This is a genomic window from Anaerocolumna sp. AGMB13020, from assembly GCF_033100115.1.
Lineage (GTDB): Bacteria > Bacillota > Clostridia > Lachnospirales > Lachnospiraceae > Anaerocolumna.
The window spans coordinates 4449461-4464242 of sequence record NZ_CP136910.1 but is presented as its reverse complement, the minus strand read 5'-3'; the positions used below and the strand labels follow the sequence as shown (position 1 = coordinate 4464242).

Annotated in this window: 13 protein-coding genes; all 13 read right to left on the bottom strand. The window is 34.1% G+C overall.

Going from position 1 to position 14782, the window contains the following annotated elements; all coding sequences use genetic code 11:
- Positions 1-2 precede the first annotated feature (2 nt).
- The 13 genes from R2R35_RS18510 to R2R35_RS18450 all read right to left on the bottom strand — a co-directional run bounded on the left by R2R35_RS18510 (position 3) and on the right by R2R35_RS18450 (position 14782).
- Positions 3-932, bottom strand: a complete 930-nt coding sequence (locus R2R35_RS18510) for a hypothetical protein (RefSeq protein ID WP_317731314.1) — start codon at positions 930-932, stop codon at positions 3-5.
- On the bottom strand, positions 929-2281 hold the full coding sequence (locus R2R35_RS18505) for a CpaF/VirB11 family protein (RefSeq protein WP_317731313.1): 1353 nt from the start codon (positions 2279-2281) through the stop codon (positions 929-931). The genes R2R35_RS18510 and R2R35_RS18505 overlap by 4 nt, the downstream gene beginning before the upstream one ends.
- A complete protein-coding gene (locus R2R35_RS18500) occupies positions 2281-3180 on the bottom strand; it encodes a hypothetical protein (protein ID WP_317731312.1) in 900 nt (299 codons plus the stop codon). Before R2R35_RS18500 ends, R2R35_RS18505 begins: the two co-directional genes overlap by 1 nt.
- The gene (gene cpaB, locus R2R35_RS18495) at positions 3173-4015 is read right to left on the bottom strand and encodes a Flp pilus assembly protein CpaB (protein ID WP_317731311.1); all 843 of its coding nucleotides are present in this window, start codon (positions 4013-4015) and stop codon (positions 3173-3175) included. Before cpaB ends, R2R35_RS18500 begins: the two co-directional genes overlap by 8 nt.
- A 47-nt stretch (positions 4016-4062) precedes the next feature.
- Positions 4063-4482: a prepilin peptidase gene (locus R2R35_RS18490; protein WP_317731310.1), complete on the bottom strand. Its 420-nt coding sequence runs from the start codon at positions 4480-4482 to the stop codon at positions 4063-4065.
- The gene (locus tag R2R35_RS18485; RefSeq protein WP_317731309.1) at positions 4473-4799 is read right to left on the bottom strand and encodes a hypothetical protein; all 327 of its coding nucleotides are present in this window, start codon (positions 4797-4799) and stop codon (positions 4473-4475) included. Before R2R35_RS18485 ends, R2R35_RS18490 begins: the two co-directional genes overlap by 10 nt.
- A 23-nt stretch (positions 4800-4822) precedes the next feature.
- Positions 4823-5032, bottom strand: a complete 210-nt coding sequence (locus R2R35_RS18480; RefSeq protein WP_317731308.1) for a hypothetical protein — start codon at positions 5030-5032, stop codon at positions 4823-4825.
- A gap of 9 nt (positions 5033-5041) precedes the next feature.
- A complete protein-coding gene (locus R2R35_RS18475) occupies positions 5042-5914 on the bottom strand; it encodes a conjugal transfer protein TrbL family protein (protein ID WP_317731307.1) in 873 nt (290 codons plus the stop codon).
- 84 nt (positions 5915-5998) lie between these two features.
- The gene (locus R2R35_RS18470; RefSeq protein WP_317731306.1) at positions 5999-11449 is read right to left on the bottom strand and encodes an Ig-like domain-containing protein; all 5451 of its coding nucleotides are present in this window, start codon (positions 11447-11449) and stop codon (positions 5999-6001) included.
- Positions 11450-11526: 77 nt separating this feature from the next.
- Positions 11527-11775 carry a DUF6133 family protein gene (locus R2R35_RS18465; protein ID WP_317731305.1) on the bottom strand — a complete coding sequence of 83 codons (249 nt, stop codon included), beginning with the start codon at positions 11773-11775 and terminating at the stop codon, positions 11527-11529.
- Between the two features lie 23 nt (positions 11776-11798).
- Positions 11799-12173, bottom strand: coding sequence for an Mbov_0395 family pilin-like conjugal transfer protein (locus tag R2R35_RS18460; RefSeq protein ID WP_317731304.1), 375 nt, complete (start codon positions 12171-12173; stop codon positions 11799-11801).
- Positions 12174-12201: 28 nt separating this feature from the next.
- Positions 12202-12513, bottom strand: coding sequence for a hypothetical protein (locus tag R2R35_RS18455; RefSeq protein WP_317731303.1), 312 nt, complete (start codon positions 12511-12513; stop codon positions 12202-12204).
- 16 nt (positions 12514-12529) lie between these two features.
- The gene (locus R2R35_RS18450; RefSeq protein ID WP_317731302.1) at positions 12530-14782 is read right to left on the bottom strand and encodes a VirD4-like conjugal transfer protein, CD1115 family; all 2253 of its coding nucleotides are present in this window, start codon (positions 14780-14782) and stop codon (positions 12530-12532) included.

Here is a 14782-nt window from a genome sequence, read left to right as displayed (position 1 = left end):
ATCTAACGCTTATATTCAACTGGTCGAGATATTTTGATAATATTAACTGTAGAAATGAATATTACAGCAGCACATACCGCAAGAGTAAACTTTCCTGCAGTGTGAAATACAAGTATCTCAAACCAGGTGCGATTAAGAAAATACATAAGTGGCACATTTGCAACTACAAGTAAAGCCAAGGTTATAAATTCTTTTATTGGTGCATACAGCAAAGCATCTAACCTTACACTAACAAGACGGATATTCGATAGTTTCTTTACAATTGGCGTTAAAGTAGTTTTTAGAGCTCCATCATCTTGGCAAGCGATAATAGCATCGCACCATTCTTGAAAAATACTATTATCTATCTGCTGCTTTAAACTGTTTAAAAGTATTTTTATATCTGGATTAACCAAATTCGACTGTAGAACAAACTGTTCAAAAACATCTTTCACTGGCGGATTTAAATAGTCTTTATTTTCCGAAATAGCAAGCACAATGTTCTCAGATCGAATATAAGAAGATGTTATGATAGACAAAGCAGTTTCAAGTTCTTCATTCTGTTGTTTTTTTAATCTAATCCCCAGGTATTTTATGTATATAAATGGGACTGTACATAGACCAGCACAGAGTACAGGCACAATGAAATAATTAGACATAGAAAAACCGATAAGAATACCCACTATAGAAAGTAATACTGAAAACACGCAAACTCTTGGAAAATCATTTTCTTTTCCATTAAGTTTTAAGATATTTCTTGTATCTTCTATCAGAAGATACAACCAGCTTTTCTTTTTTTTCCCTTGTGCATATTGTATTTTATCTTTTAAGCTTTCTTTGCCATAAAAAGGCGCTGATAGATCCTGTATTACTTCAGCTACATTAAGCCTTAGTAAATAAAAAACTCCTAAAATATAAAGCGCAAAAGATAGTAATCTAAGCAAACCTATCATATATTTTCAGCCTCCTGACCTTCAGTATCATTAAGCTGTACACCATTTTCTAATAGCATAATCTTAAGATCATCACTGATATCATTCACTTTAATAAATTCGCCAATAATCTCTCTTTTCCCGTCTTTGTTAATACGGTTTTCTTTCACCTTGTATTTGAATAAAGTTACTATTTTACTGTTACCGTTTTCATCCCTGTAGCATTCAGTTATTTCTTTTATCCTCCGGACATTATCCTTATATTTTGCGATATAAGCTACTACTGGAAAAGCATCCTTTAACATCTCCATTAAAGTAAAACTATCCATATTGGTACTGGTTCTGCAAAGATTTTGCATCCTTGGATAAGTTGCTCTACAACTTTTGGCATGGGTTGTAGTTATAACTGTATGTCCAGTATTAGCAGCTTCCTGAGCAGCATAACTCTCCCTCCCTTTCATCTCCGCTACACAGATTACATCTGGATTCATTGTCATGGCCGTTTCTAAAAGTTTCTCTTGATCAATTACTTTGGCCGGATCATCTGATTTTCTTGTACAAGTATGGACTACATTGTTTAGTACTTTGCCCTTTTCATCTGTCACGACAAGATCAAATTCTCTTACATCTTCTTCTATTGTGAAGATTCTCTTTTCATAAGGGATTGTTGTCAAGAGGTAACTCATGAATGTTGTCTTACCAGAACCAGTCTCACCTGTAATACACATAGATACACCGTTTTGAAAAAGTACCTCCAATAAATCAATCATTTCTTTAGATGCAGTACATTTTTCAATAAAATCCTGTTTACATAACTTTTTAGGATTAACAATACGAATAGATGAAGCTAGCCCTATGCTGGAATCAATTACACCGTCACCCATTACTGTTATTCTAATTTTCTTGGACAAATGCCCTCTCACAATAGGTCTGGATTTATCCAGAATCATTTTTGATTCTCTGTTCAGTAATCTTCGGATAATATTCTCGCAGTGTCTTGGGCCGGAGAAAGATTCTACGCTTTTTGTAGTACCATCCGAAAAATTTACCTTAACATCATTCCATGCGTTGATATTAATTTCCTCAATATCAGTTCTTTTGGGATCAAGGTATTCATTTAGAACTGAAAATTCTGTCATTTCACTATATAACTTATCAATGGTTTCCTGTATGGATAATTCCTCCGCTTTTAACTTTTTATCATTTAAATATTTGCGAATATTATTTTTTAGTTGCTCCCTGGTGTTATCTGTTTCCTCTTCCACAATTAAATTGGAGAAGTTTTCGGAAATGTAACTCTGCACCTCCTGTAAAACTTCAAAAAAGGGTTTTTGCCGAAGATCCTTTTCATTGAATAATATATTATCCATTACGATACCTCCTTGTTTTTGCGGGATTTAAAAGCTGATCTTACAGATTTCAAATTAGCTGCAGCTTTGGTAGATGAGTTCTTGTCACTATCCGGTTTTTGCACTTTCCTTGCTTTTTTATCAAGCTGTGTCAAAGCTATATTTTCATTATCTTCTATTTTTTTCTCAAAGAATACGACATCAAGAATATTATCAATCCCTGCGTTATAACTCTTCATTTCCTTATTGTCTGTAAGCTGGAACAACTCCCCTTCTAACATCTGTTTTTCCAATTCACCCACGAAAGGAAGCTCAACATTTATACCACCAAAATGGCTAATTGCAATTTCCTTCGCTTGGTTGCTTTTAACTTTTGCCAAAACTTTAAAATGCTGATCAGTTCTATATCTGCTATCATTTAGCAATGCAAGATTTGAATCGTAAAAAGAAAAAGATTTCATGGTCGGCTCACCCAATCGTATTACTTTGTCGGCTAACTCTAAAGATACTGTAGTTATTGAATTCCATGCAAAGGCCTCTACACAGTCAACAATAATAAATTCTGCAAGGTTTTTCAGCTTCATGAAAATCTCCATGATATTTTCTTTTGTATATTCGGGGAAAGAGAATATATTATCACCACTCCTGAAGGAAAGTACTGCTAAATGCTTTGAGTCGGTTACATTGCAAGCCTTAAGAATTGTATCTATACTACAATCTGGCATAGCCCATAAATTTCCCATAGTGTTAATATCCTTTTTTTCAGGCATTAGGACATTAATGTCAGGAGCCAACAGATCCGTATGTATTAAAATAGTTTCTCTTTTCATGGCAGCAAGTTTGGAAGCTAATTTTACTGCCAATGTTGTTTTCCCACAATCCTTACTCCCCCACACAGCAATCAGCTTTCCATTACTCATTATCATCACCTACCTCATCTATTTTCTGATCTGCATCACCTGGTAGTTTTGTATCTGCAGATTGATCTTTTGTTGTAATGTCCTCTGAATCTTCTAAAAGAGGATCCGCTTCCATTTCATTAATAATTTTATCTTGCTGATCCAAAAAGCGCTTACTATCTTCTTCTGTTCCCCTGAATACTAATTCAAGATGTGATTTCTCCAACTGTTCAATATTTGCCATGGCTAGTGCTTGTTTTCTATTAACTTGAATGGTTACTGTTACTGGTAAATTATCTTCATCTGTATCGCTGTTCTTTTTGCTTTTGTCATCTACATCTTTTCCCTTTTGGGTGGTGCTTGCCAATACTTTTACATACATAAGCTCCGGTAGTACCTTCGTTTCTTTTGTATTAGCATCTGTAGCAATTATACTTACAATATCCCCAGACAAAAGCTTACCGGATAATCCTGCAGCAAATGATTGCAATGTTATACTCATTGCTCCTTTAGTTCCATCCATACCCTCCAGATATTCATCTTCCGATAGAGGAGTATCAGATAATTTACTGTTTATGATATTTTCATCTTTGTATAAATCAGCTGCTGCATATTTCCCAATCACATCTTTTTCAGCGTGATAAACTCCTGCTTGTATATTATAGCTACCGACTTCCTCTATTTTAATGTCATCAGAGGTTATCTGGCTCCCTCTCTCAATATAATTTACCACCCTTACAACTTTTGTCTTTGCTTCGAGTGCCCTATTATAAAGTGGACTTATGATAAAAACCACAAGTAATCCGAACACAATTGCTAAAATTCCAATAACCGTCTTATTCTTTAAGTATTTCATATGTTTTCCTTTCGAGTATGAATTATGGTATAAAAAAGAGTCATTGCTTAATTAACAATGACTCTCATGATAATAGTTACTAAGAATCCTATGGAAAGAAAAGGTACCAAAGGTATTTTATCAATCTGTTGCTTTAAAATATATTTACTCACCAATGCAAACAACACCGCTAGAGGTAAGCCAATGATAAGTCCTGCATAGCCGGCAGAAAAACCAAGATACAAGATATTAGAAAATATAAATTTAATATCTCCTCCACCAATAGAGTTCTTATAAACTGCCAAAAGCAAAATAGGCAATGTAAATAAAAAGGCTACTAACAACCTCCATATAGTAAAGTCAGAACACATAATAGCTAAAAAAGCAATAACTACATTTATTCGATTCTGTACCGTTAAATACTTATAATCATATACTGAAGCGTATAGCAGTGTGATAATATAGCATAGGATATCAATCATTTCCATTCATCCTGCTGGACATAATAATACTTCTTTTGCTCCTTTGCATGATCGACCATGAACTTTAACTGATCTACTACTGAAATATTACAGTCGTTCTTTACGATGCAGAAAACAGTAGTAGTTGGTAGTATTAGTACTTCTAATACTGCAGCTATTATATTATCAGTTACTAAATTGATAAATATTCCGATTCCGGCACCGAGTAACGTAAAAATTATTGTAATTATTAGCTCTTTCTTTCCGTAACCATAGAAATATTCACGTTCTAATTTAATACCCCATGGAATGTATAAACCATCTTTCTTTTCATGATCCTCCATTTCTATCACCTTTCAGTTTTTATTTATAAAAAGTATCTTTCTACCAGTAACATAAGTGCAAGGCTGCAATTTGCAAATACCGCAAATATAAGTACATGATTAATTTTTTTCGTATAGCTACTCACTTCATCCGGATTAGCCATAATCCGGATGAGACAGTACAATGCTCTAAAGCCCGCACCAATATCTGCAAGAAAGATAAGATATTTAATAATATCAATTAATGTATTCATACTTACCTCTTATTTCACAAAGCTACGAATCATATTTGCAGTATAAGCAGTTGATGTAACCTTTTGTGCTACCCCTGGCCCACCTGATCCGACCATTATAAACTCGGACAATACTTGGGGAGCTTTTAATGAAGTCATCATTGTTGCAGTAGCCCATATATAATGACCATTAAGCATTAATGCTACAGATAACTTAAGTAAAAAAGTTTGCACAAGAACTGTAAAAAATTCTTGGGCAAACTTTTTTATATACATCTTAAAAACACCTCCATCAGAATCCATTAAACCAACACAGGCAAAAGGTAGACCAGCTTTTAAAATGAAAATCTCAAGGCCCCTTCCAATGAATTTCAAATACAGCATTACATAGCATACCAGGTACACTAAGACAAATATAAGTACAATAATACCTTGAGACATAAACTGTCCCAAAACAAGTCTCATGGACATATTCCCTAAGTCAACCCTATTAAGAGAACCAAGTACTTGGTTTATAATATCCACTATTATTTCTACTGCAAAACCATATAGGCTGGAAAAAGAAGCCGCTATTGCTATTGCTTTAAAAAAATTAGTAAATAACATAAACGGATCCATGTCAGAATCTCCATCAGTCCAAAGAACATATACATCAAATCCCTTTTTTAATGCTTTGAGCAATATTAGATAAAACCCAAATATACGGATGACAGAAAAGATACTATTTAGATTCATTCCCATGTTACTTTGCATATATGTTTCTGCATTGAACGATATATCTGATATGTAGATTAAACTTGTATCAAATGCTTTAAGTGCTTCCTGCAGTAAGTAAGAGAGAAATCCCTCAAAACCCATATTAAAAATATTAACTATAGTTTCTTTTAAACCATCTAAAAACAAACAATTATGCACCTTCTTTCCGCTAGAATCTAAACTAAAAAAGCTGCAGACCGTTCTCCAATTAATTACGGTCTGCAGCTCATATTATGCTGCAGTCAGATAAGTCCACATATTAGGATCTTTTGTTCCATCATCCACTCTGATTTTAATATAATAGATATAATTAATATCACCTTTTGAAACAATAGCCATTACATCAGTACTACCTTTTGTAATACCAGTAATTGTTCCATCTTTAGAAACAACTGCGATATCAGAGTCCATATTAATGTACGTTACAGTTGCATCCTTATCTAGCCCACTTATACTAAGTTTTGTACTAGTACCAGCTTTTAGCTGCTTATACATAATTAAAACTGGGTTATCACCTGTTGCCTGTATTGGTGACGTGAAAAGGTTTAACGTTGGTGATCCTTTTCCATCGGCTATCGTTACAACAATCCGGTAAGTGTAACTTCTCTTACCTTTCACAGAGCAAGTGATAATCGCCTTTCCTTCCTTTACTGAAGTAATCAAGCCATTTTTATTAACTTTAGCGATTTTAGCATCAGAAGATTTATAAGTAACATCTCCTGTCACATTTGCAAGCTGTACCTGGTAGTCATATCCCAGATAGATAGTCTTGTACATTGTAAATATCGGTGAGGTATCATCTTGGGTTACTTGGGTTACTTTTTCTTCAGGTATCTTAAACCCTATTGTTTTATCTACAGTGTAATTTCCGTTTTTATCGATAAATTTTACATATATACGGAAATTATTATCCTGCTTTGGTATCGTAAATGAATTTCCTTTTACATTTATCCATGTACCGTCGGGGTCAAAATCCATGCTTTCTGGCACTATCTGATATTTAATAGCTCCTTTTCCATAAGTTCCATAATCAGCGGAGAGTTTAAATGTAATTGCTTTGTCAGCCAATACATTATAAGAGTTCTCAGGTGTATAATTTCTTGGCTCTTTTAAAATTGAGGAAGTTATGGTTGTAACTGGTGTCGTGTACTCCTCTTTTTCAATATCAACCGAGCATACATAGATATTATTTTTATCTATGACACGTCTTGCATAGAAGGTGTATTTCATAAAACCATCTTTTGTATCTGTCAGACCAGCATTTGATATTCCATTATAACCGACTGTTAAAGCAGCTCCTTTCACTGCTGCATCTACACTCAACCCATTATCAAAGAAAGTATAAAGTCCTGTGTAATTTTCTGTTACTGGAAGTAAGGAACCAGACCAGACAGCATCTTTTGCAAGTGATGTAGAAATTTCCCAGCCTTCCCTTGCTTCAACCGTTGCATTACCATCTAATATCACAGGATCTTTAACAACTGAATCAACTTTATCTGGATTTACTTCCTTAACAATGGTTTCGGGTATAGTGGTGTCTGCTACTTCATCAGATACTCCATTATTGTCGGCCGGAACAGGAACATATACTGTTATAGGATTCTTTTTCAGTTCATCAATTTGCTTTTGAAGATTACTTATAATATCTTTTGCTTTATTCAATTCATCCGTTAATTTGTTAATCTCTGATTGACTGCCTCCTGCATTTTGTAGTTCTTCTATTTTCTTTTGTAAGTTACTAATTTCAGTATTTTTTGCTTCCAATTGATTTTTCAAGTCATTAACCTGTTCTGTCAATTTTGTAATAGTATCATTTCCTCCAGATAAATTATTTATCGTTTCTTGGAGTGTCTGAACCTGGATCTGCAAATTATTGATTTGAGTATTCTTTGCTGCTATCTCTGTGTCTTTTTCAGCTATCAATGCTAATAATTCTGCGATTTGAGCATCCTTATCGTTTATCTGCCCCATTAAAACATCGATTTGATGTTGTAAGGATATCAGTAGTGTATTAGCTGTATTTAACTGTGAGTTCAAGCTTGTATTTAATGCATTCGCTTCATTCAGGTCAGCCGTTATAGTAGACTGTTTGGTTTTTATATCTTGAATCTTTTCAAGCAAATTGTTGCCTTCATATTCAGTTAATTCTGATAAAGCATTATTTATCTGAATTTGCAGGTTTATTATTGTGGTATTTAAAGCTGTTATTTGACTATTTAGGTCAGCAATCGTCTGTGTTGACACGTTTAACTGATATGTAATATTAGTCAAATCTGTTTGTAAATTATTTATCTGCTGGTTCAGAGCTTCTTTATCACTTTCTGTTTGTCCCAATTGTAACTGCAGATTACTTATTTGAATATTTAAAGTATCCACCTGAGATTGTAGTGCAGTGCTTTTTTCTATTTCTGCAGTAAGGCTACTCTGTAAATTATTAATCAGTGTTTCTGCTTCTTGTAACTGGTGAATCAAAGAAGCATTTTCAGCCTGCAGGCTTTGTACCAAGTTATTTAAGTCTGCTAACTGTAGCAAAAGTGAATTTCGCTCCTGTTTTAAAGAGTTTAATTCACTTTTTAGCTCTGCATTCTCAGAAAGAATTTGATTGATCTTATCTTGTAAAGCTGCACCTTCATACTCGGATAAACTATCCAGAGCATTATTTACTTCTGTTTGCAGATTCACTATAGTTGTATTTAAATTGGTTATTTGATCATTCAAGGATGTTATCTGAGTATCTTTCTGGTTAATTATTGTGGTAAGGTTATTAACCTGTGTTGTTAAGTTGCTTATTTGTTGCAGCAATTCGCTTGTATTATCTCCGGCACCGTCTAGCTGGTTCTTAAGCAATGTAATCTCTGCATTAAGATCATTAACCTGATTAACCAACTCCGCGTTTTGAGTAGTAAGGTTATTTACCTGCCCTTGTAGAAGAATAATTTGAAGTAAAGCAGTATCCAACTGTGATTTAAGGTCATTATTTTCATTTGTCAGATCTAAAATCTGCTGCTGTAAATTACTAATAATAGTGTTTGCAGTAGTGAGCTGATTTTGAAGGGAATCCCTTTCAGAAGTTATTGTTGTTACCTGCGCATTAAGAGTTTCAATCTGAGTGGTCATATTATTGATTTGCGTATTTAACACTGTAATCTGACCTTTTAATTCCGCATTCTCACTCTCACTGGCATTCAGTAATGTCTGGAGATATGTAATTTGAGTATCTTTATTACTAACCTCAGTATTCAACTCATTAATAGTTATCTGCAGTGTAGATTTTTCTGTATTGGCAGCATCCAAATCTATCTGCAGGTTATTTTTCTGATCCTGCAATGCATTAATCTGATCTTGCAACTCTGTAACATTACCATTTAAGTTAGAAATCTGTGTTTGCAATGCTGTTATTTGATTATTTAAATCATTAAGCTGAGCAGTCAAATCATTAATAGTATTCTGTAAGGTGGTTAAATTGTTATTTGCAGCATCAAGCTGTCCTTGCAATGTATTAACTTGCTCTGTTAATGTATCAACAGCACCCTGTAGATCCTCAACATCACCGGCTAGCGGATTAGGATTTACTGTAAGCACAATCGGGTCAGATGTTACCACTTCACTTCCTTTAGTAAGAACATTTGTATAAGTAGCTTCATCAGCTTTTTCTACAGCACCGATTTCATATTTTGCAGTTGTAGCACCAGGTATATTAACTCCATTTTTCTTCCACTGATAATTAACACCATCTGTACTATTTGGTATAACATATAACTCAACCTTTGAATCCTCTGTAACACTCTTATTACCTGATTGTGCCAATATTACAAGTGCTGTTTCTTCTGGTACTCCAGTGGTAACCGATACTGATATAGGCGCTGATGTAGTACTACCAATCTCATCTTCAGTAACGACACATATATAATCACCGGCATTTAAATTATCAGGGTTTTTTATAACTAGCACGTTTGATTTTTCACCTGATAATAAAGAACCATCTTTATACCATTGATACTTTAATATTGTACCTGTATTAACAGGTGATGCATTAACAAATATACTTCCTTCTTTTCCTTTCAGCAGCGTAACATTACTTCCGGATTGAGATGTTATTTCAGGTTTCTGTTCAATAACTTCTCCAGGTGTACCAGATTCATCATAATCAATAACATAGAGTGCTCCATTATATCTTAAATAAATTCTCTTAACCCCTATAGGAAAAACAACACTGAACTGACAATTAGAATCTGTGGTTGTACCTGTCCAATTATCTTTATCAAATGAATATTCGATAGGTAAATTAGCAAACGGTGTGAATGTCACTACTGTTGGCTGAATTGTTATGGCAGGTTCATTTGTATTTGTGTCATTTCCTGTTATGGGATCAAACTCTAATTCATAATTCCCAAAGTTGGCAGCACCTTTTTCATCAGTAACCTGAAATTTAAGCTCTGTAGAGTTTTTGGGCACATACGGAAATAAATAACCGTTTTCATCCAGCAATAACTTAGATGTATAACCGTCAGGAAAAGTAACCAATACATAATAATTAGGATAATCTCTTAAGCGTACTTTCTTAAGAAATAAATCCTCTGCTGCACTATTCGTAGGTGTTACATCCAATACCCACCCTTCTCCGGCATCATTATAACTACTGTAATCCAATTTATAACTTGTAACTATGGTATTACTGTTTGTAAGACTTTTATTAGCAATAGTACTTTCAATCATATTTACAGTGTCCGCATAGAAAAATGTCTCAAAATTATGTATTACAGCATTATTTAGGGTTAAATTATTTACTGTCCCTATAGTTGCAGTATTAATAGTTGTGTTAGTTATCTTACAGCCGTACCTAAAACTTGAAGTAAGAATAAGCCTGTCTATATTAGATGAACTTATTGATACCAGATCCGTATTATAAATACTACCGGATGTTCTCTCAATTGCCAGGAAGTTAGCAGTAAGGTTACTTATTGAAAAACTAGCTGCGGAATTAGTATTAAAAGAATAATTACCGTAAGTTGTCACTGAAGATGTGATTGAACAATCCGCTATAGTAACATTCTCATAAAAATACGTTCCTGTAGCGATACTGGTACAAGAAAGTTCTAAATCTTTCATAAGAAATGACTTGGCATAGGTTGCATAACCTCCAGATACTCTTCCTAGTACATTTTTTGATACAGATAACTTAGATGTCTCTCTATTCAGCCCTATTACACTCAAAGCGATTGGCGATGCTGCAGAAGTATTTCCTGACATTGTTAATCCATACCCATTTGTATTTTTTACGCTGCCCACTATTACTAAATTACATCCCTTACTATTACTAATTGCTATATTTCCGGCCCACTCTGTTTCCAGTAAATAAATTGTAGGAACATAATTTGTATTATTTATGGTTATGGTATTAGTACTGGTTCCCTGGCCCTTTATAACATAGGCATCTTCATCGGCGTCCCAGCTTTCACTAGTACCGTTGGTTTGTGTGTATCCTGTATCTGTTATTGTTATATTTCCTGTATTAATGTTTAACTGTTTAACATACTGGTGATCAAGAATGTATTGCGTACCACTTGCTCCAGTTACAGAAGCACCACTAGCTGCTTTTGCACTTGTTAGCTGAAATGACTGCATTATTAATGTAATAAGAAGAAATGCAGCCATTAGCCTATAAATTTTCTTTATTTTCATTCGTTGTCCTTTCTTTTATTCTGTTATATAACGGTATCAAGTTTCACTCACTTAACTTGATACCGTTTTGATTGTAATTAGGCAGAGAAGTTAAATATTTCCTGTACTTTTGATCCAAGACCAGGAATTATAACATTTTTAAACAGTAGATAGATTCCTCCTAAAAAGAGTAACCCTACTACTATACCAGCTATGTACTTCAGTGCTTCTTCAAGGAAGTTTCCACTGTTCTCAGACAGCTTTAAAATTGCTGTTTCACCAGACTTGTGTAATTTAACCTTTAATGTAATCATTTTTTCCTGTGTAAATTCTCTTAATTTTCTCATGTTCTTTATCCTCCGATTTTAATTTATACAAAGTATCCTGTAATAAGTGTAATACCACTAGAAACCAGTACGGCTCCTATAACTGAAACTCCAGTTATTACTAACCTTTTATTCCATTGTTTCTGATCCTGCTCATCAGCTGCATTCTTTCTAATGAAGAAATAAATAGCAAATAGCCCTCCAACAATAGGTGATATAATTAGTAGAAAGGATGATACGTCAGTTAATAAATTCTTTAACCCTGAACCTGCTTTGCTAGATGTAATTTTATTACCTCCCTCTGTAGATGCAGCATAAATCATCACTCTGTTGCTTAACAAAAAAAGCAAGGTCAATAGATACATAACCTTGCTTTTCATTCCTTTGAGAACTTTTTTCATATTATTTAGTTTTTTCATTACATAATTACTCCTTTTCTTATTGTTACTATTCCAGCTCAGGTTCTTCGCCAAACACCTTATCTTGCCAGCATTCAAATTCTTCAGGACTCATCGAACCATCAAATACATATGGGTCTAATTCTAAGTCAGCTGGCTTCTCACTCCAGATCATGTGCTTAGGTATTTTCTCTGGTCTTGGTATTCTTATTGTGTCATGCATCACCTCCTTCAAATCATATAATTTCTCTATTACAGCTGTGTAATCATAGTAAACATTACTCTTTAACGTTAATTCATTCTTTTCTATGATTTCTCTGCAGAGTTGATTTACTAAAGCCGCCTTTTCTTTATCTTGCATTTACTCATCCTTTCGATTAGGAATCAAAAAATTGATTGGACTGAGCTGCCATCACTTGCTCAGCCATTTCTTTCATAGCTTTTGCAGTCTTGTCTTTTTGCTCTTTTACCATGATTACTTTATATTCATCCCAGATTCCCCATAATTCTAGCTTTGGAGAAACGCTTCTTTGGGGCCTTATATTATCTCTGGCCATTCGCACTCTACGATTATGTTCCTCATTTCCTAAACCTAACATCGAATTGAAATACCAATTTGATAAATCTGGTGAATTTAAAATAGCCGGATCATTACGGCTAGTCACCAGAGTGTATGGTCGTTTAATATCTTTAATTTCATCTGGTTTAAGCAACTCTCTTCCAGTTAAGCTTACATTATGCGAAGAGCTGGGATTACTGAATTTCTGATGATTTGCAGTTAAGGAATAGGTACTAATTGTATAATTACCAAGTTTCTTTGATAATCCCTCTAAGGTATCGGGATCGTCAGTTTGCAGATATATCCAATTTTCACAGTTGCTTCTTATAATCTTTCCCTGTGTATTTTCGTAAATATCATCAATTTGGTTGTAATCCTGCACTAAAATATTAAATCGAATACCCTTTCCTCCACCTACTGTTTGCATAGTAGTAAAATTAGGAATCTTAGCAAAATTACCAAATTCATCAAGAATATAGTTTGTTCTTCTTTTTAGCCTTCCACCTCTTAAATCAGCTGCTCTACTTAATAGTTGATATTGCTGTGTTACATATAATGTCGCAAGAGAATAATATGTCTTTCTATCATCAGGAAGGATAATGAATATTGCTGTCTTTCTATCCCCTACTTTCATTGGATCGTAATCCGTACTTGAGGTCATGTCAGCGATTAAAGGGTTTGTAAACAGTTTTAAAGTCATAAGTGCTGATGTGTAAAAGCTTCCTCTAGTCCTAGACGGAGCTATATCTGCTACAGCAAGTAACCCCTTTGAAGGATGTTCATAAGGCAAGTCTTGTACATATTTTGAAATTGGAAGTACAAGTTCTTTTCCTACTTGGATTGGCGTACACATCTGACTTAAGAAATAATACACATTGGTAAGATTTCGATACTTATGATTTTCGGGGGACCGGTTATCATATACAACTGACATTGCACAAGCTGCGATTGTAGATGCTTCACCATCGTTCCAGAGTCTTTCACCTTTTGGTTCACCTACAAGCTGAGAAACCAAATCCCAGGTTGCATCAATTGCACCTGGGATATCATCTTCATCTACCCTATCGATAATTGGCTGTAAGAAATTAAATCTTGTACTTTTTCTCGGATTCTTAAAATCAATTGTTATAGTTTTGTATCCCAGCAACTCTAAAATCTTTTTGTAGTAAAAATAGGATTCTGCCTTGGGATCCGTAACTATAATGCTTTCTCCGGCCAAGAGTAGCGTACCTATTGTCTGTAATACTACTGTTCTACCTTTACCAGATCTTGTAGCTCCAAGTACAAGAGTATGTACATCTTTTAAAATGTAGTAAATTCGTTCTTGGGAAAACGGAACCCCTGAAACCAATTTGAATAAAGAATTAATTACTTTTTTTTCTTCAAGGTCTTTTTTACCTAAAACAATTCCACCTTTTTGTGGATTAATATTATTTAACGCTCCTCTCTTTATTTCTTTTTTTATGTCATCATAAACAGTCGGATTTGTTACATCATAAATAATTTTATCTTCATCCGTTAGTTCATGTTGTTTTATATCAATTAGTGCTTCAAGCTCTTCTATCCTTGTATCATCTTCTTCCTGCTCTTGTTCTTTTGTTAGCTTATCAATCTCCTCCTCTAAGGCGGTTATTCGTTTTAATTCCTGTTTTATATCATTTAAGCTATTCATCTGAATTTTTTTGAGCGTTGGATTATTTTGATCCAATATAAAATTATCAAAAGATGTATCAAATTTCTCAGGAGGTAACCACTTAGCTGTTCCGCATTGCCCCTGTCCTGCAACTGCAGGTGTTGATATATCTGGTGTAACAAAAATTTGCTTGCTCTGATAATCTTTACTGTCTTGCATCGCAGTAACAAAAACAAAAAGTATAATTGCAACCAGAAGTATTAAAAAAAGCTTCCATGCATTATTACTGGAAGCTACATACTTTATAATATAGAAGATATTCATACTTTCTAATTTCTGTTTAAGTAGGACACTATCGAACAGAGCTGCAAAATAGATTGCTAAAACACTACCTATTAAAGCTAAAAATGAATATAGATAAATATTTTTTTTATTCAT

What these genes read in the sequence shown, in the direction of transcription:
- R2R35_RS18510 (WP_317731314.1), bottom strand. Translation starts at nt 932, where the DNA reads ATGATAGGTTTGCTTAGATTACTATCTTTTGCGCTTTATATTTTAGGA.
- R2R35_RS18505 (WP_317731313.1), bottom strand. Translation starts at nt 2,281, where the DNA reads ATGGATAATATATTATTCAATGAAAAGGATCTTCGGCAAAAACCCTTT.
- R2R35_RS18500 (WP_317731312.1), bottom strand. Translation starts at nt 3,180, where the DNA reads ATGAGTAATGGAAAGCTGATTGCTGTGTGGGGGAGTAAGGATTGTGGG.
- cpaB (WP_317731311.1), bottom strand. Translation starts at nt 4,015, where the DNA reads ATGAAATACTTAAAGAATAAGACGGTTATTGGAATTTTAGCAATTGTG.
- R2R35_RS18490 (WP_317731310.1), bottom strand. Translation starts at nt 4,482, where the DNA reads ATGGAAATGATTGATATCCTATGCTATATTATCACACTGCTATACGCT.
- R2R35_RS18485 (WP_317731309.1), bottom strand. Translation starts at nt 4,799, where the DNA reads ATGGAGGATCATGAAAAGAAAGATGGTTTATACATTCCATGGGGTATT.
- R2R35_RS18480 (WP_317731308.1), bottom strand. Translation starts at nt 5,032, where the DNA reads ATGAATACATTAATTGATATTATTAAATATCTTATCTTTCTTGCAGAT.
- R2R35_RS18470 (WP_317731306.1), bottom strand. Translation starts at nt 11,449, where the DNA reads ATGAAAATAAAGAAAATTTATAGGCTAATGGCTGCATTTCTTCTTATT.
- R2R35_RS18465 (WP_317731305.1), bottom strand. Translation starts at nt 11,775, where the DNA reads ATGAGAAAATTAAGAGAATTTACACAGGAAAAAATGATTACATTAAAG.
- R2R35_RS18460 (WP_317731304.1), bottom strand. Translation starts at nt 12,173, where the DNA reads ATGAAAAAACTAAATAATATGAAAAAAGTTCTCAAAGGAATGAAAAGC.
- R2R35_RS18455 (WP_317731303.1), bottom strand. Translation starts at nt 12,513, where the DNA reads ATGCAAGATAAAGAAAAGGCGGCTTTAGTAAATCAACTCTGCAGAGAA.
- R2R35_RS18450 (WP_317731302.1), bottom strand. Translation starts at nt 14,782, where the DNA reads ATGAATAAAAAAAATATTTATCTATATTCATTTTTAGCTTTAATAGGT.